Source organism: Mucilaginibacter sp. P4_C11, assembly GCF_056402115.1.
On the sequence record NZ_JBFUIA010000001.1, the window covers coordinates 1 to 15,444 of the forward strand.

General features: G+C 40.9%; 17 protein-coding genes. 3 read left to right on the top strand and 14 right to left on the bottom strand.

What is annotated here, in order from left to right; translation table 11 throughout:
* Positions 1-312: 312 nt before the first annotated feature.
* Positions 313-489 (bottom strand): DUF6496 domain-containing protein, encoded by a 177-nt coding sequence (locus AC1DU2_RS00005; RefSeq protein ID WP_477355781.1) that lies wholly within the window; start codon positions 487-489, stop codon positions 313-315.
* Between the two features lie 151 nt (positions 490-640).
* Between AC1DU2_RS00005 and AC1DU2_RS00010 the strand changes: the two genes are divergently transcribed.
* The gene (locus tag AC1DU2_RS00010; protein ID WP_477355778.1) at positions 641-1,000 is read left to right on the top strand and encodes a VOC family protein; all 360 of its coding nucleotides are present in this window, start codon (positions 641-643) and stop codon (positions 998-1,000) included.
* Positions 1,001-1,004: 4 nt separating this feature from the next.
* Here the strand turns inward: AC1DU2_RS00010 and AC1DU2_RS00015 are convergent, their stop codons facing one another.
* The 10 genes from AC1DU2_RS00015 to AC1DU2_RS00060 all read right to left on the bottom strand — a co-directional run bounded on the left by AC1DU2_RS00015 (position 1,005) and on the right by AC1DU2_RS00060 (position 8,666).
* Entirely contained in the window at positions 1,005-2,522 is a 1,518-nt protein-coding gene (locus AC1DU2_RS00015; RefSeq protein WP_477382252.1) for a TlpA family protein disulfide reductase, read from the bottom strand.
* A gap of 56 nt (positions 2,523-2,578) precedes the next feature.
* Positions 2,579-2,911: an MGMT family protein gene (locus tag AC1DU2_RS00020; RefSeq protein WP_477355772.1), complete on the bottom strand. Its 333-nt coding sequence runs from the start codon at positions 2,909-2,911 to the stop codon at positions 2,579-2,581.
* A gap of 111 nt (positions 2,912-3,022) precedes the next feature.
* The gene (gene trmB / locus AC1DU2_RS00025) at positions 3,023-3,673 is read right to left on the bottom strand and encodes a tRNA (guanosine(46)-N7)-methyltransferase TrmB (protein ID WP_477382254.1); all 651 of its coding nucleotides are present in this window, start codon (positions 3,671-3,673) and stop codon (positions 3,023-3,025) included.
* Positions 3,674-3,738: 65 nt separating this feature from the next.
* Positions 3,739-4,185: a hypothetical protein gene (locus AC1DU2_RS00030; RefSeq protein ID WP_477382255.1), complete on the bottom strand. Its 447-nt coding sequence runs from the start codon at positions 4,183-4,185 to the stop codon at positions 3,739-3,741.
* A gap of 5 nt (positions 4,186-4,190) precedes the next feature.
* The gene (locus tag AC1DU2_RS00035; protein ID WP_477355763.1) at positions 4,191-4,541 is read right to left on the bottom strand and encodes a phage holin family protein; all 351 of its coding nucleotides are present in this window, start codon (positions 4,539-4,541) and stop codon (positions 4,191-4,193) included.
* Positions 4,542-4,613: 72 nt separating this feature from the next.
* Positions 4,614-4,880, bottom strand: coding sequence for a YtxH domain-containing protein (locus AC1DU2_RS00040; RefSeq protein ID WP_147052900.1), 267 nt, complete (start codon positions 4,878-4,880; stop codon positions 4,614-4,616).
* A 152-nt stretch (positions 4,881-5,032) separates the two neighbouring features.
* Positions 5,033-6,076, bottom strand: coding sequence for an AI-2E family transporter (locus AC1DU2_RS00045; RefSeq protein ID WP_477355760.1), 1,044 nt, complete (start codon positions 6,074-6,076; stop codon positions 5,033-5,035).
* A gap of 163 nt (positions 6,077-6,239) precedes the next feature.
* On the bottom strand, positions 6,240-6,449 hold the full coding sequence (locus tag AC1DU2_RS00050) for a hypothetical protein (protein WP_477355757.1): 210 nt from the start codon (positions 6,447-6,449) through the stop codon (positions 6,240-6,242).
* Between the two features lie 4 nt (positions 6,450-6,453).
* Positions 6,454-7,884: a sigma-54-dependent transcriptional regulator gene (locus AC1DU2_RS00055; RefSeq protein WP_477382256.1), complete on the bottom strand. Its 1,431-nt coding sequence runs from the start codon at positions 7,882-7,884 to the stop codon at positions 6,454-6,456.
* A 179-nt stretch (positions 7,885-8,063) separates the two neighbouring features.
* Entirely contained in the window at positions 8,064-8,666 is a 603-nt protein-coding gene (locus AC1DU2_RS00060; RefSeq protein ID WP_477355751.1) for a hypothetical protein, read from the bottom strand.
* Between the two features lie 526 nt (positions 8,667-9,192).
* Here AC1DU2_RS00060 and cmk point away from each other — a divergent pair.
* Positions 9,193-9,870, top strand: a complete 678-nt coding sequence (gene cmk / locus AC1DU2_RS00065) for a (d)CMP kinase (protein ID WP_477382257.1) — start codon at positions 9,193-9,195, stop codon at positions 9,868-9,870.
* A 64-nt stretch (positions 9,871-9,934) separates the two neighbouring features.
* On the opposite strand, the gene AC1DU2_RS00070 is transcribed toward cmk, so the two are convergent.
* Entirely contained in the window at positions 9,935-10,390 is a 456-nt protein-coding gene (locus tag AC1DU2_RS00070) for a deoxycytidylate deaminase (RefSeq protein ID WP_477382258.1), read from the bottom strand.
* A gap of 89 nt (positions 10,391-10,479) precedes the next feature.
* A complete protein-coding gene (locus AC1DU2_RS00075; protein ID WP_477382260.1) occupies positions 10,480-12,135 on the bottom strand; it encodes an MFS transporter in 1,656 nt (551 codons plus the stop codon).
* A gap of 168 nt (positions 12,136-12,303) precedes the next feature.
* Between AC1DU2_RS00075 and AC1DU2_RS00080 the strand changes: the two genes are divergently transcribed.
* Complete coding sequence (locus AC1DU2_RS00080; protein ID WP_477355739.1) at positions 12,304-12,957, top strand: LysE family translocator; 654 nt, start codon at positions 12,304-12,306, stop codon at positions 12,955-12,957.
* Positions 12,958-13,404: 447 nt separating this feature from the next.
* On the opposite strand, the gene AC1DU2_RS00085 is transcribed toward AC1DU2_RS00080, so the two are convergent.
* Positions 13,405-15,312, bottom strand: coding sequence for an amidophosphoribosyltransferase (locus AC1DU2_RS00085; RefSeq protein WP_477382261.1), 1,908 nt, complete (start codon positions 15,310-15,312; stop codon positions 13,405-13,407).
* Between the last annotated feature and the right edge of the window lie 132 nt (positions 15,313-15,444).

Genomic DNA, 15,444 nt, shown 5'->3' on the forward strand with positions numbered 1-15,444 from the left:
ATAGAAAAGAGTTTATTCTATGGTACTTGTTCCTCAAGAATAAACAAAATGGCAATAGGTTTTCTTAGCCATATTTGAACTCTACCATGAATAAAAAAAGCCGGACTTTCGTCCGGCCATGGTATCGTTCGCAAATATTATTGCTGGCAGGTTGCACCTCTGCAGAGCCTGGGTACTCTTATATCTGCATTTGCTATATACTGCTTTTTTTAACTAATTCCACCAACTATTTTTGGCATCATTACCATTTAAAACAATTATAACAAGAAAGCCATCGCTTTTTACAGTTGATGGCTTTGTTGTTTTTAGACATCAGCTTTTCTTTTCAGGCACCTTTGCACCTTCTTTACGGGCTTCTGATAAACCAATAGCTACAGCCTGTTTCTTGCTGGTCACTTTTTTACCGCTGCCGCTTTTAAGTTTCCCCTCTTTCATTTCATGCATGGTTTTCTCAACTTTTTCACCTGCTTTTTCTGAATACTTTGCCATAATATTTACGTTTAGATAGATATTTTAACCAAAGCAAAATAAAGGCCAATTTTTGACGCGCAATTTGCTGTTTACAATTTTTAGCCGACTTTTGATTGTTATTAAAATTGTCGCGCTATGTTGAATAAATATCTTGTTTTCTAAATATCCGATGATCAACTTTAAACGTGCCGACCATTTCCAGATTGTTGTACCACCCGAACGCCTGGAAGAGGCAAGGATTTTTTATAACGATGTAATAGGTCTTGAGCCAATTGAACGGCCTAAGTTCCGATCGAAAGGTTATTGGTTTAACATCGCCAATATTCAGCTGCATTTAAGTACAGAGGAAGCCATGCCCCGCACATCGAGGCATAACGCGTTTGAAATAAGTGACATTGTCGCGGCACGCCGGCATTTGCAAAACCATGGGGTGGAGTTTATGGAAGAACCGGTGATTCCGGGCCGGGAACGTTTTTCATTTATCGACCCTTTTGGTAACAGGATAGAGTTATTGGAAATGTTGCAGTAACATATTACTGCGCCAGCGCATCTTCCAGTTGCTTAATTAAAACATCACGTTTCATTGGATAGCCGGCTTTTGATTGCTCATACGTACCATCTTTTTTGATGACTACATAAGTTGGATATGCCCTACCTCCTACCTTAGTCATAATATCCTGCGAGAGGGAACTGTTAGCCAAAATGTGTGTTCCTTTCAAATCAAAGTATGCAATAAGGCTTTTCCATTCCTTTTCATGCTTTGTATCAGAATTTGCTATATACACATAGCTTAGGCCCCTATCTTTAAAATGTTCTTTAATGGCAGCACTGTTTTTGCCAATCTCTTTCCTGCAGGGGCCGCACCATGTTCCCCACATATCCAACAATATGGTTTTGCCTTTATTAAGTGCCAGTACTTCATCAAATGTATTCAGCTTAGTTCCGTTATCCGTAACAAAAATCATTTCGGCTGTTAAACCTTGTTGCAGCCTTTTTACCATTGCATCAACCGAAGGGCCAAACCATTCTATGTACCTACTATCGGGATATTGCTGTTTAAAGCGGTTAAAAATAGCAGCCACATTTTTAGGATCGCTTTCATTCATTGCTTCATCAAACAGCACTCCATATAAGTATTCGGCTGCTTTGCCGCTGAACTGCTTATTAATTATTTTTTCTTTTAGCAGGTTTTGCTGATCCTCGTTAAACAACTTCTTTCCCGATGTAGTATCTGTATTATACCACTCCTTATAAAACGTCATCGGATTTTTATTGCTTTCGTTCCAAAGCCTCTCTTTTTCACGCGTTAAAAATGTCCTGATCAAATAAGAATAGGTTTTGGAATTTATAGCATCACTATTGTTTAACTTAACCTGCTTAAACAAGCTATCAGTTATCACTTTCCATTTTGAAAAATTACGATCATAAGCCTCACGAATCCTAAATTTATTTTCCTCTTTAAACTCGTAATATGCACTTATGGCGTAATATGCCAGGTTAGAGTTTGTGGCTTTTATAAAGGTGGCGGTAGGCTTATACTTTTCATAATATGCTGCAACGGCAGTTTGATAATTTTTTTCCTGTTGTTTGATAACGGCTATAATTCGGTTTGGGATTGTATCGCCATAAAAGCTTTGCATATCTGTGCTTAACATACCACCTAACAACGGCTGATTATTATTTGCTCCCTTACCTGTTACTACAAATTCGTTTCCTTTTTTGGCAAAATCGGCTTTAAACAAAATGTCATCACCTGGCGATACGAAAAAAGTAAACTTCAAAAAGTTACGGCTAACGGTATCCTTGTTGCAATAAAGTGTAATGAACTGTGGTTCAGACAAATCGAAGGTATAAGTCGCGGTGTATTCTTTACTTAAAGTGACCTCATCGCCCCCTTTTTTCAGGTAATCAAAAGTAAAGCCGTTGTGGTTTGCGATATAACAACTATGGCTGGTGGAATTAGCAACTGCGATATGCAAAACCGCATTTTGGGCAACTGAAGTTTTAAAGAATAACTGTGTTATTGCAAATGCGATAAGGAGTTTGTTCATAAGGCCGGATTTTAAATATTGACAACAATGTATATAACTTCAATATTCAAATAAAATTATAATGCCAGTTCAATATTGGGGTCCCAATACACCGTTTTAAAATCCTGCACCTGGTCGTCAGTTACTTTTACGCCTTCGCTTTCCAGCATCTCCTGCATGGTATTACCCCCGAAATGAAACTTGGCGGTAAGCAATCCCTGCCTGTTTACAACCCGGTGCGCCGGTACGGGCGGATTGGCCCTGCCTGCCGCCTGCATAGCATACCCAACCATGCGCGATGATCCCTTGGTACCCAAATAAGATGCTATAGCACCGTATGACGTTACCCTTCCCCTGGGTATCAGCCGGGCCACCTGGTATACTTTATCAAAAAAATTAATATCGTCCATTTTAAAAGCTTAAAACCGAATACTTAAGGCTAAAAGCTTTAAGTCGCCTGGTGTTATTACTGCCACATTTTGAATTTCAAAGCTTTAGGCCTTCGGCTTTAAGCTTCTGTGTTATTCAAACGAAAACTTAAGATAATTAATGTTCTTGTTATCCTTCAAATATTTTTTCTCGTAATAGGTTTTTATCGATAAAACATCATCGGCATATGGCGAATGATAAAGATCCTCAGTACGGATGTGTAGTTTTAATTTCAGCTCTTCAATCTTTTCGGCTGTGTAGGCATGCAGGCCATCGTTATCGGTTTTAAGGTTAACGCAGCCCCATGGTTTTAGTATCCTGATATATTTATCTAAAAAGCGTGGAGAGGTTAAGCGTTTTTTTTCGCGGCTTAGTTGCGGCTGCGGGTCGGGAAAGGTAATCCAGATTTCGTCTACTTCGCCATCGGCAAAATAATCCAGCAGGTTTTCGATCTGAATGCGTAAGAAAGCAACATTGGGTACGCCATCTTCAATAGCAGTTTTTGCGCCACGCCAAATGCGGTTGCCTTTATAATCAATACCAATAAAATTTTTATCAGGAAAAAGCTGGGCCAGGTTTACTGTGTATTCACCTTTGCCGCAGGCCAACTCTAAAACTACCGGGTTGTCATTATTAAAAAAACCTTTGCTCCACTCCCCTTTAAAAGGTTTGCCTGCATCCAGTTGTAATACATTGATAAAGGTATCAATCTCTGCAAATCGCTTTAACTTATCTTTTCCCACTTTATAAAATAAAGTGCAAAAATAACTTTTTCTGCTAATTGAGCGGGGTGGCGTTTAAAATACCTTTAAACTACCGGGCCGGCAATTGGCTTTTTATAGGGCTCGGGCTTGTATTCGTCCTTGCTTTTCTTTTTGGTGAATTTTTCAAAAAGGCCTTTTACTGTACCCCAAACGCCCGAAACAGAGTCTTCATTAACATAGTTGGATGCCTTTTGCGATACCAACCCTACCAAAGTTTTAACCAAAAAATTGGAATTTTTAAACAGCGTTTTATTTAAGGTAAGCGGAATCACAAATCTGGATATAAGGTTTATAATATCCGGATGAAAAAGGCCTGGGTTGCGGACACCATCGCTATCAACTGAACGCGGAAACAACGACATAACAGATGAAAATATGGCAGAAGGGCTGCTTACCCTTGCCCGTAAAGCGGTGCTTTGCTGGCTCTCGAGCGTTTTAAGCCTGAATATTTCATCCTGTAAATCGTTTATACTTCTTATCTGATAGCTCATGATGTTTACCTTTTAAATATTTTTTGAATAAAAATATTGGCCAATGGTTTTTCTATGCGGCTTTTATTCAACTTAATAATGATAGCGATAATTAAATAAATAAGGGCAACGCATCCAAAGCCCATCCAGTTGGAATGCAGTACATCGGCCAGGTAAAACGCCAAGGTTAGGCTGGCAAATATAAAGAAGAGCACCATCCCTATTACCACAACAACATCGGTAATAACGCTTGCTAAAATGGAGGTGCCATTTTCAATAGCCTCATATTTTAAAAGCTTAAACCGTGTTTCGGCGTATTCCCTTAACTGATCAATAATTGGTGGTAGTGGTGGTGGAGTTTCTTTTTCGGCTTCCATAGGTGTTTGGTTTAATAATTTTATAATCCGGATAATTCAATACGATGAATTATCCGGGTTGTTTAAATAAAATTATGCGTGTTCCAAATCGTCCTGGTACTCTTCTTCAGCACCACGAATTTTTGATTTAATATTCTCAACCACTTTGTCTTTTAAGCCAACCAGGTTATCAATCTCAGCAGCGGCAGTTTCCTTAATGGAGTCGCCAAGATTTTTTAATGATTCAGTAAGCTTGTCGCGAGTTTCCCCACCTTTATCGGGTGCAAATAAAATGCCTAAAGCCGCCCCTGCTGCCAAGCCCGCAAGCAATGCAACAACTACTTTTGTGTTATCATTCATTGTAATATAAATTTAAAGTTGAACATTTGATTGATTAATACTAATACCTTGCCAAATATCATCAATTGTATTATTTGTATGCTAATTGTGTGTAAATAGTTTTTTTGTCAGTTATTTTTTGGTTATGTGTTTACAAAACTGTTCAATGCCTGTCAGTTTTCTGTTGCTGTGTTAATCCGCTCGAGCCTGTCGGCAGCCATGCGGTTGGTTTCATATATTTCCAACAGTAACAAAAAGTAAGATAGCAAAACCGGACCAAAAACCAGGCCCAAAATCCCAAAAAGAGGCAGCCCAATAAACACGCCGATGATGGATATAATTGGGTGCGTATTGGCCACCCGCTTATTGATAATCATCCTTAAAAAATTGTCAACATTGCCTATAAATAACAAGCCATACGCCAGTAATGCAACACCTTGCCAGTTATGCCCCTGCGCAAACAACAAAATACTTGCAGGTATGCACAATGTAGGCGCCCCTACTACCGGCAAAAACGAAATAAATATGGCTATAACCCCCCAAAAAACCGGATCGGGAATGCCGAATATTAAAAATCCGTTGGCCAGCAAGGCACCCTGGGTAACAGCTATGATTCCTTGTCCTAAAACGTTAGAATAGGTAGAATCGCGTAGGGCAGCTGCAAATTTTAATGCATGTTGCTCTCTGAACGGTGCGTATTTTAACAAACCCGCTTCAAACTCGCGCATTTGCGTAAGCATAAAATACAAAATAAAATACAAAACCAGCAAGGTAAGAATAATGCTTGCCGCACTGCTTAATATAGATGGGAATAGGCTGGTGCCAAATGAGCCTAATTTTTGGAGCGTATCTTCGGCAAAATGGGGCTGATTAAGGTTAGCAGCAGCAAAAGCATCAATTTTTGTAGTCCACTGATCAATGGGCAGGTCTTTAATGTTAATGCTCGATATTTTCCCCACCACCATAATACTCAGGATGAGGAAAGGTATAACAATGATAATTAGCGATGTAAAAATAATGATAAGTGCCACCAGCGACTTTGGCCATTCGCGCTTCTCGGCCAAGTTAACATACAACGGCCTGAAAATAACATACAATACAATAGCGCCAAGTATACTGCTGAATAAGCCGCTGAGCGCGTAAAGCAAGAAACACCCCAGCACTATAATACTGGCCAGGATAATGTTATTGCGTTGTTTGTAGTTAAAAATTGACATGGGTGATAAGAATCAAGATATCAGATCCAAAAATCAAGAAAGAAAATCGTAAACTGTTGCCTTGATTCCTGACTCATGGTTCTTGATCCTATCCTTAAAATTGAGACAAAAAAAACGCTAAAAAGTTTCAGCGTTTTTAAAAAGTATTTTGGCCACAATTTCCTTATTCTGCATCGTTTAACAGCTCGTTTATTTTTTTGGCGCTTGTGTCAATCATTTCTATAAAAAATAAGCCCTCGTCGTTTATATCCGGCAATTCGTACTTTAATTGTTCTAATGCCAGGTGCACGTTTGAAAGCTGGTTTCTTATATCATGCTTCAATTTGCGCAGTTGGTCATCTTCGCCGTCCTTTTCCTGTTCCTGCAAATCCATCGTATTACTTCAGGTTGATGGCTTTCATTTTATTATACAAGGTTTTCCTGTCAATCTTCAAAATCTCGGCTGCCCTGGTTTTGTTAAAATTCACTTCCCTTAAAACGCGAATAATTGTTTCATACTCAGCTTCAAGTGCGGCATTTTTTAAATCGTGCCGGTTTTCTTTAACATCGGGCAGCTCAAACGATGACAACGGCGCATAAGCAGATTGGTCAAAGGATGGGGTTTTGAAGTTCGATATCTCCAGCGGCAGGGCTTTCATGGTAATCTCGTTATCTTCGGCCAGCAATGCCGCCCGCCTGATTACGTTTTTAAGCTCTCGGATATTACCCGGCCAGCGGTAATTCATAAAACAATCAATAACCTCGGGCGCAAACGCATCTACATTACGGCCCAGTTCGTTGTTGGCTATTCTTAAAAAATGTTCGGCCAGCAACATAATATCACCGCCCCGCTCGCGCAGTGGCGGCATATAAATGGTAAACTCATTAAAGCGGTGGTACAGGTCTTCCCTGAATTTGCCTTTGCTAATACCCTCCTGCAGGCTCTCGTTGGTGGCTATAATAATACGTACATCAAGGTCAATTTCTTTGGTACTGCCAATCCTTTTAACCTTGCGCTCCTGAACGGTGCGCAGCAGGGCGGCCTGTATTTCGTATGATAGGTTACCAACCTCATCCAAAAACAAAGTACCGCCGTTGGCCATTTCAAAGTGGCCTATCTTGGTGTATAAAGCACCTGTAAAAGAACCTTTCTCGTGTCCAAAAAACTCACTGGCGGCCAGTTCTTTTGTTAACGAACCGCAATCCATGGCAATAAAAGGCTGGTTATGGCGCGGACTGTTCAGATGGATGCTTTTAGCAACCGATTCTTTACCTGTACCGCTCTCGCCTAAAATAATTACGCTATAGTTTGTTGGGGCTACCAGCTCAATCTGCCTCAGTAATTCTTTAGAGGCCTTGCTGGTGCCAGCCACAAATTCACCGGCAAATACTTGCTTTTTAGCTTCTTTGCTTTTCGACTTATCGGCAACTACCGTTGCGGCACTTTCCGACTCTTCAACTAATGCGTAGTGGGTTTCAAAAGCTTTATTGATCGTATTTAAAATTTCGTCGGGATATAATGGCTTGGTGATGTAATCATAAGCGCCCATTTTAATAAGTTCAACAGCCATTTTTATATCCGAGTAGCCGGTTATAATAATTACCCCGGTTTTTGGATACTGCGTCTTAATATTCCGAAGCATTTCGCGGCCATCGGTATCCTCCAGCCTGAAATCGCACAGTACCAGGTTATAATCGCCAACTTTAAGTGCTTCCATCCCGCCGGTACCGCTTGATGCGGTGCTTACATCAAAGCCGTTGCGAATTAAAAATTTAGATAGCAGTAAGGCTACATTAACTTCATCATCAATGATGAGGATTTTTTTCATATCGGTTACTACAGTGGTAAAATGTATTAAAGGCGTTAAATTACAAACAATGTAGCTATTTGTACGATTTTATTGAATTATAGTTGTCTCATTGGTTAAAAAAATATCCACAAAAAGCAAAAAGAGGCAACCATAACTGGCCGCCTCTTTCGTTTTTTCAGGTAAAAGTAGGATCGATATTAAAAACCGTAGGCTACACGTACACCTATAAAATTTACTTTGCTTGCATCAACACCGGTCGCAAATTTGGTAGTTGCTTCGTAACGTACACCGGCATCAATAAAGCTGCTTTTGCTTACCGGGAACTGAACACCAATTTGCGGAGCGTAAACAAACGCGGTTGATTTGTTGGCACCCAAATCAGATTTGTTTAACAAAAATGCGGCACCTGCTTCGCCCTGTACATAAAAGTTTTCGATAGGAAAGAATTTTAAACCGGCCTTAACTGGCAATAATTTAAAATCGGTAACATCGGCATTGGCAACACCACCAATATTCTTTTTGCCAAAAACATTGTTGTATCCTGCGTTAATAGTTACAAATAACTGTTGTTTGTAAACCGGGATATCTGCCTGTAACGATCCGCCTAAGTTCCATTTGTAATTATCTTTAAAGTTGCCTACAGGAATACCCGCATCAACGCCAATGCTGTAACGAATGCCACCCGGGGTGGTTGTTGTAGTAGAAGTTGTTGTGGTAGTAGTTGTTGTTTGAGCTGATGCGCCAAGACCTAAACCGGCAAAAGCTAAAATTAAAGCTGAAATTTTGAATGAATTTTTCATAACAATTGTTGTGTTTTGATTTTGTTTTGTTTTAAACACAAGGCAAATTAAAGCACCAGAACACATATCATTTTTCATCCCAAAGTCATGTGTATTTAACCGTTTGATTGACAATAATTTATTTTTTGACCAATAAGGTACAATAGTCAGACTACTGTAAAATAGCTTTTGAATTGCTTTTTCAATGTCAGAATTAACACTGGCTTAACAAGGGGTTTGGGGTTACAGAATGGTATTTTCTGCGTAAAAAGTACTTTCGAAGAAAAAACTTCGAAACCATGGCATCCATCTATGCTTATAATGCGAAGGAAAAAAACATCGTTATTGTTTTCTTTTCCTGGTGCTACCTCTGTAAGGGCTACATGCTCCTATAACCCAATGTAATTGTTTGAAACTGGATTCCATCTGTCTTACCGGTTTTTGAGGATTTTTAAGCGGGCGACTGGTTAAATTAAAGCCTTCTATAACTAAATCACGGCACCCAACTACACAACAATCAACAAAAATCATTATTTTAGCAGCTCTTATGAACAACAATATCGTAGTAGCAATTGATGGTTATTCATCATGTGGTAAAAGTACTTTAGCAAAGGCTTTAGCAAAAAAACTTCATTTTATTTATGTGGATAGCGGCGCAATGTACCGGGCCGTGGCGTTGTACTTTCTGCGTAATAACATCGATTTGGCCAACCAGGAACAGATTGCCGATGCGCTGAACAACATCCATCTTAACTTTCACTCCAGGGATTACCAAACACACATTACCCTGAATGATGAAGAAGTATCTGACGAGATACGCCAGATGCATGTGGCCGAAAAGGTAAGTACCATTGCAGCAATACATGCAGTGCGCGTTGCCATGGTAAAACAGCAGCAGCGCATGGGCAAATCAAAAAACATTATTATGGATGGCCGCGATATTGGCACCGTTGTATTCCCGAATGCGCAGGTAAAGCTGTTTATGACTGCCGACCCAAAAATCCGTGCCGAGCGCCGGTATAAAGAGCTGTTGCCTACAAACCCCGAAATAACTTTAGAAGAAATTTTTGATAACCTGGCCCACCGCGATTACCAGGATACCACCCGCAAGGAAAGCCCGTTGACGCGTGCTGAAGACGCTATTATTTTGGATAATACCGACCTGAGCCCAGACGAACAACTGCTATTCGCGCTTAGCCATATTGAACCTTTCCTGGCCGATTAAAGCCAGGTTACTATTTATCGCAAATATTGTCATTAACCCCGGCCTAAAAAAGTGGCCGGGCAATCTAATCTTCTATAAATCGTACGGTTGGTACACCAAAACGATTCAAAAAATCAACGCCTTCGTCGCTGCCGATGCCTTTGTATTCGGCGTATGATTTATCAAAATAAACTTTGGTAATGCCGGCCGAATAGATAAGACGCGCACAGGCAATACAAGGCGAAAGCGTGGTATATAAGGTTGCTCCCTCCAGCTTTGCGCCGCTTTTTACGGCGTATAAAATCGCGTTTTCTTCGGCATGCAACGCTAATGAGCAGCTTCCTTTTGAATCGCGTGCGCAGCCCTGGCCCGGCCACTCCTCGTCGCAGTTATGCGTACCCGCAGGCGGGCCGTTGTAGCCGATGGATATAATACGCGTGTCCCGGGTTAAAACAGCACCTACGTGGGCTTTAACGCAGTGCGAGCGTTTAGCGAGGTCGGTTGCCAGGTTCATGAATATCGAATCAAAACTTGGTTTCATAAATTAAATCATTGGGTCATTAATGCCATTGGGTCATTAAATCAGTGAAAATGACTTAATGACCCAATGGCTTATAACGGCATTAAAAATTAGTGGCCTGCAGCAACTTCAACATGGTCAAGGTCGATACCCTGGCTACGCAATTCGCGGCTTACTTTCCAGGCGAAATACGCAAGGTACGCGAAGCCTATTACAGGCACAATATATGAAAAGTGTATACCGCTCATACCTGGTATAACGTTACCTGCACCATCAGCAACTTTGCCCTGGAGCGGAGGGATGATAGAGCCCCCCAAAATCATCATGATCAGGAACGCGGAGCCCTGGCTTGTGTATTTTCCCAAACCCGTAATAGCCAAAGAGAATATGGAAGGCCACATAATGGAGCAGCACAGTCCACCACTAATGAAAGAAAACGTTGCAACTTTACCTGTGGTAAATAACCCAACCAACATAAATGCTACGCCTAATAAGCCCAATACAGATAGTGTACGTGTAGGTTTTTGTTGACCAATAAAGAACGCAACAATAAGAATTGCTACACATGCTGCATAACCATAAAGGTTACTTACGTTTACGCCGGTGGCAGCGTTAACTAATAATACTATACCAAACGCTATAAAAGGTATCAGAATGGTTAACACATATTTAACCGTTTTGGATAAGTTAAACGCGCCTATAGCACCGGCAAAACGACCGATCATCAAACTACCCCAATACAATGAAATATAAGGCGCTATATCCGATTCTTTGAACGAACCGAACTCAGGCGTTTTTAATAACGATCCCATATTGCTTTGAATAGTAACCTCGGTACCTACATAAGTAAATATAGCCAGCATACCCAGAATTAGTTGCGGGTACTGCATCGCGCCCCAACCTTCTTTGCTTTTTTTAGCGGCAAAAATAGTTCCCACCAGCGTTAATACAATAATAGCTAATGATGCGTATACAAAATACTGGCTTTTTATGTGATCTGAAGACAGCAACTTATTAAGATAGGCGCTCAACGGATCGGCTGCCAATATTAAACAGAACGCCAAAAACATAATTAAAAGCGGAGTATTGGCCTTAGGGCTTGGTTCAATTTTTTCATCGCTGGTAACCTTTGGTAAATTCGAAAACCAAAAGAAGATAGCTACGGCAATAAATAAACCGGCAAGCATGTAGTAAAGGTTATTTACGGAGGAGATTTGAACATCTTTTGCATCAATTTTAGCCGCAGCCGACCCAAACAAAATTATACCTACAACTACGGGGCCTAATAAACCACCAATATTATTAATACTGCCCGCAAAATTTAATCGGTTTGAGCCAGTTTCCGGTGGCCCAAGGGCAACAACGAAAGGGTTTGCAGCAGTTTGTTGTAATGAAAAGCCAACAGCTATAATAAAGAACACTGCTAATATTAAACCGAATGAACCTGATGCTATTGCAGGGACCATTCCCAAAGCGCCGACCGCCGATACAATCAATCCTAAAATAATACCATTTTTATAACCCATTTTATTCATAATATCAACCTTGCTGATAGATGAAGCAAAATAAAGTATTAATGAACCTATAAAATAACCGCCATAAAAGGTAAAATCAATCAACTGTGATTCAAACTGGGTTAGATGAAAGTGTTCTTTACAAAAAGGTATGAATACACCGTTGGAGGCGGCTAAAAAGCCCCAAAAGAAAAATACAGTTATTAGCGTGTAAAGTGCCGAACTGTAACTTTTAGCATTGTTTTGTTCCATTTTAAAATTAGGTTATACAGAATAGATTTTGAATCGTTAAACATAATTGATTTTTTGTAAAACTGGTCATACTATTTTAAATTAAAATAAATCACAATTTTAAGTTTCGTTGTTTATGAGATAAAATTGCATATTCGCATTGTTCAAAAATGAACAAAGCCTAACTTAATGATAAAAGCCATTATTTCGGGAATTGGGTTTGGATTAGTGTTGACTGTTATTACTGGCCCGGTCTTTTTTGCGCTCATTAAAACCAGCATCGAAAAAGGTTTCCATGCAGGTGTAGCCCTTGCCCTCGGTGTTGTAACCAGCGATGTAGTATTTGTTGGTGCGCTACTCTTCGGTTCGCAATATATAGATGTATCTGATCATGCTAAACTGATTGCAGGCGTTGTTGGCGCTGTAATATTGTTTACCCTTGGGCTGTACTATATGTTCAAAAAAGCCGAGGTAAACTACGATAACAAGGCAACAAATATCAACAAGGCAGGCTACTTTTTCAAAGGCTTTCTGATGTGCATCTTCAACCCCACGCTGTTATTCCACTGGACGGTTGTTATCGGCGCGGCGAGTACCACTTTCCTGGTGGGCACGCCCCATCGGTCATTCCATATAGCTGTTATGTTTTTAACTATCCTTGTTGTACAGTTTGGTATGGATACCATTAAAGCTTTTTATGCCGATAAGCTGCGCGACAAAATTTCGGTTAAACTCATTCACCGCCTTAACGAAGTGGCCGGTATAGCGTTAATAATCGCCTCATTGGTACTGATCGACAAACTGGTTACGCACTTCATCTTCGCGGCACCGGCAGGGTCATGAGGCCCCCCAGCCCCCTGAAGGGGGAGCTTTTTTATTGGTTAAGCGTCCTCGCAATTGCTTAGTGCCTTATAATGACATGATTGTAATGCGTTGACTATCAACGTTGATTTTTTTACGTAGAGACGTAATATTTTGCGTCTCCCGCATGCAAATCAAACCTTGCAAATCTGCTTGCCTGGCGGAGACGCAAAATATTGCTTCTCTACATTAAACCCAATTTACAATCATGTCATTACTGTTTTTTCAGGTTAGCCTGATGTTTACTCGCAATGACATAGCTTAATTTTATCACTCCTCCTTCAGAATTCATCCCGAAATCCGACAATTCAGAATAATCTCGTTTTAATTTTGATGAAAACACCCAAAAAAGCACAAAAAAGGCGACAAGTATAAACTCATCGCCTCCATATAATTTCACTCCCCCTTCAGGGGGCCGGGGGGCCTCACTTACATATAAGCCCTTTGGTTTTTACCTTCCATCCAGTTAACAAAGGCGCGGTTAACAACTTTGTTACCACCTGGGGTTGGGTAATCGCCGCTGAAGTACCAGTCGCCGGTATGGTCTGGGCAGGCTAAGTGCAGGTTATCTAAGGTTTGATAAATTACCTGTACTTCGCATTTTATTTCTTTAGGTGTGATGATCTGCGCTATACGGTCAGATACCTGCTGATCGGTAAATAACTCGTATATGGCTTTTACATGGTTTTGTACCTTCTCTTTAGGCAGCTTAATGCTGTCTTTACATTTCTGGTAAACATCTAAAATCACATCTTCCCTGTCCATTTCCTTTAACAGGCTAATGGCAGCCTCAAAAGCAACAAACTCACCCATACGCGACATATCTATACCATAGCAGTCAGGGTAACGGATTTGCGGCGCCGATGATACAACTACAACCTTGGTAGGGCCAAGCCTGTCCAGTATCTTCAGGATACTTTGTTTAAGCGTGGTACCACGAACGATCGAATCGTCTAATACTACCAGGGTATCGGTATCACGTTTTATTAAACCGTAGGTGGTATCGTAAACGTGGGCAACCATTTCGCTACGGTCAGCATCCTGGGTGATGAAGGTTCGCAGTTTAACATCCTTAATAGCTATTTTTTCAACGCGTGGTGCCAGTGCAAGTAATTCGGTAAGCTCTTCGTCGCTCACTTTATCCTCACGGTTCAGCAACCTGTCGCGCTGGTATTTTTTTACGTATTTGTGTACGCCCTCTACCATGCCATAAAAAGCAACCTCGGCAGTGTTAGGGATGTATGAGAATACGGTATTTTTAATATCATGGTTAACGGCATCCAATATTTGCGGGCATAATAACCGGCCTAATTGTTTACGCTCACGGTAGATAGATGCATCGCTGCCGCGTGAAAAGTAGATCCGCTCGAAAGAGCAGGCTTTCTTCTCCTTGGGCTCGCTAAACATGGTCTCGCTTATTTTACCATTCTTTTTAACGATAAGGGCATGACCGGGCATAATTTCCCTGATCTCTTCCATAGGCACGTTAAATGCTGTTTGGATAGCAGGGCGTTCTGATGCAGCTACAACAATCTCGTCGTTATAGTAATAAAACGCCGGGCGTATGCCAACCGGGTCGCGCATTACAAAGGCGTCGCCATGGCCAAGTATGCCGGCAATGGTATAACCACCATCCCAGTTTTTGGCCGATTTTGTTAAAATTTTGGCAACATCCATATCGTTGGCTATCAGCTTGCTAATCTCCACGTTATCGTCTAATCCTTCGCGTTTGTACTGGTCAAACAAGCCTTGGTTTTCGGTATCAATAAAGTGGCCCATTTTCTCGAGCACTGTAATGGTATCGGCTTGTTCCTTTGGATGCTGGCCCAGGTCGTAAAGTTGCTGCAAAAGCTCATCAACATTGGTCATGTTAAAGTTACCTGCAATAACCAGGTTCCTGGTTTGCCAGTTGTTTTGGCGCAGGAACGGATGGCAGCTTTCTATCGAGTTTTTACCATGGGTACCATAACGTAGGTGCCCTAATAAAACCTCGCCGGTAAAGCTTACATGTTCTTTGAGCCACTCGGCATCCAACATTTTTTCGGGGGTTTCTTTCTGAATCTCCGCGAATTTCTTCTGGATGTATTCAAAAATATCAGCAACGGCATTTGAGGCCATTGACCGGTGACGACTGATGTACCGCTTGCCCGGAGCAATATCTAATTTAATGGTAGCAACACCTGCGCCATCCTGGCCGCGGTTATGTTGTTTCTCCATTAAAAGGTAAAGCTTGTTCAGGCCGTACAGCGCAGTTCCGTACTTTTTCTGATAAAAAGATAGTGGCTTTAATAAGCGGATAAATGCCACACCGCATTCATGTTTAATCTGATCGCTCATGATTCGGAATGAGGCTGCAAAGGTATCATTTATAATGGACTCTTTATAAAATCATTTGTCATTAAATAGTAGTTTAAACATCCTTTTTAATGTGCAGATTTTAGATTACAGATGTGCAGATGTTTTTGTCTG

Excerpts from the sequence above, each read along its gene's own strand:
- AC1DU2_RS00005 (WP_477355781.1), bottom strand. The coding sequence starts at position 489 with ATGGCAAAGTATTCAGAAAAAGCAGGTGAAAAAGTTGAGAAAACCATG.
- AC1DU2_RS00020 (WP_477355772.1), bottom strand. The coding sequence starts at position 2,911 with ATGGACGATATTAATTTTTTTGATAAAGTATACCAGGTGGCCCGGCTG.
- AC1DU2_RS00055 (WP_477382256.1), bottom strand. The coding sequence starts at position 7,884 with ATGAAAAAAATCCTCATCATTGATGATGAAGTTAATGTAGCCTTACTG.
- AC1DU2_RS00085 (WP_477382261.1), bottom strand. The coding sequence starts at position 15,312 with ATGAGCGATCAGATTAAACATGAATGCGGTGTGGCATTTATCCGCTTA.
- cmk (WP_477382257.1), top strand. The coding sequence starts at position 9,193 with ATGAACAACAATATCGTAGTAGCAATTGATGGTTATTCATCATGTGGT.
- AC1DU2_RS00045 (WP_477355760.1), bottom strand. The coding sequence starts at position 6,076 with ATGTCAATTTTTAACTACAAACAACGCAATAACATTATCCTGGCCAGT.
- AC1DU2_RS00060 (WP_477355751.1), bottom strand. The coding sequence starts at position 8,666 with ATGAAAAATTCATTCAAAATTTCAGCTTTAATTTTAGCTTTTGCCGGT.
- AC1DU2_RS00075 (WP_477382260.1), bottom strand. The coding sequence starts at position 12,135 with ATGGAACAAAACAATGCTAAAAGTTACAGTTCGGCACTTTACACGCTA.
- AC1DU2_RS00080 (WP_477355739.1), top strand. The coding sequence starts at position 12,304 with ATGATAAAAGCCATTATTTCGGGAATTGGGTTTGGATTAGTGTTGACT.
- AC1DU2_RS00015 (WP_477382252.1), bottom strand. The coding sequence starts at position 2,522 with ATGAACAAACTCCTTATCGCATTTGCAATAACACAGTTATTCTTTAAA.
- AC1DU2_RS00035 (WP_477355763.1), bottom strand. The coding sequence starts at position 4,541 with ATGGAAGCCGAAAAAGAAACTCCACCACCACTACCACCAATTATTGAT.
- AC1DU2_RS00010 (WP_477355778.1), top strand. The coding sequence starts at position 641 with ATGATCAACTTTAAACGTGCCGACCATTTCCAGATTGTTGTACCACCC.
- AC1DU2_RS00070 (WP_477382258.1), bottom strand. The coding sequence starts at position 10,390 with ATGAAACCAAGTTTTGATTCGATATTCATGAACCTGGCAACCGACCTC.
- AC1DU2_RS00040 (WP_147052900.1), bottom strand. The coding sequence starts at position 4,880 with ATGAATGATAACACAAAAGTAGTTGTTGCATTGCTTGCGGGCTTGGCA.
- AC1DU2_RS00030 (WP_477382255.1), bottom strand. The coding sequence starts at position 4,185 with ATGAGCTATCAGATAAGAAGTATAAACGATTTACAGGATGAAATATTC.
- AC1DU2_RS00050 (WP_477355757.1), bottom strand. The coding sequence starts at position 6,449 with ATGGATTTGCAGGAACAGGAAAAGGACGGCGAAGATGACCAACTGCGC.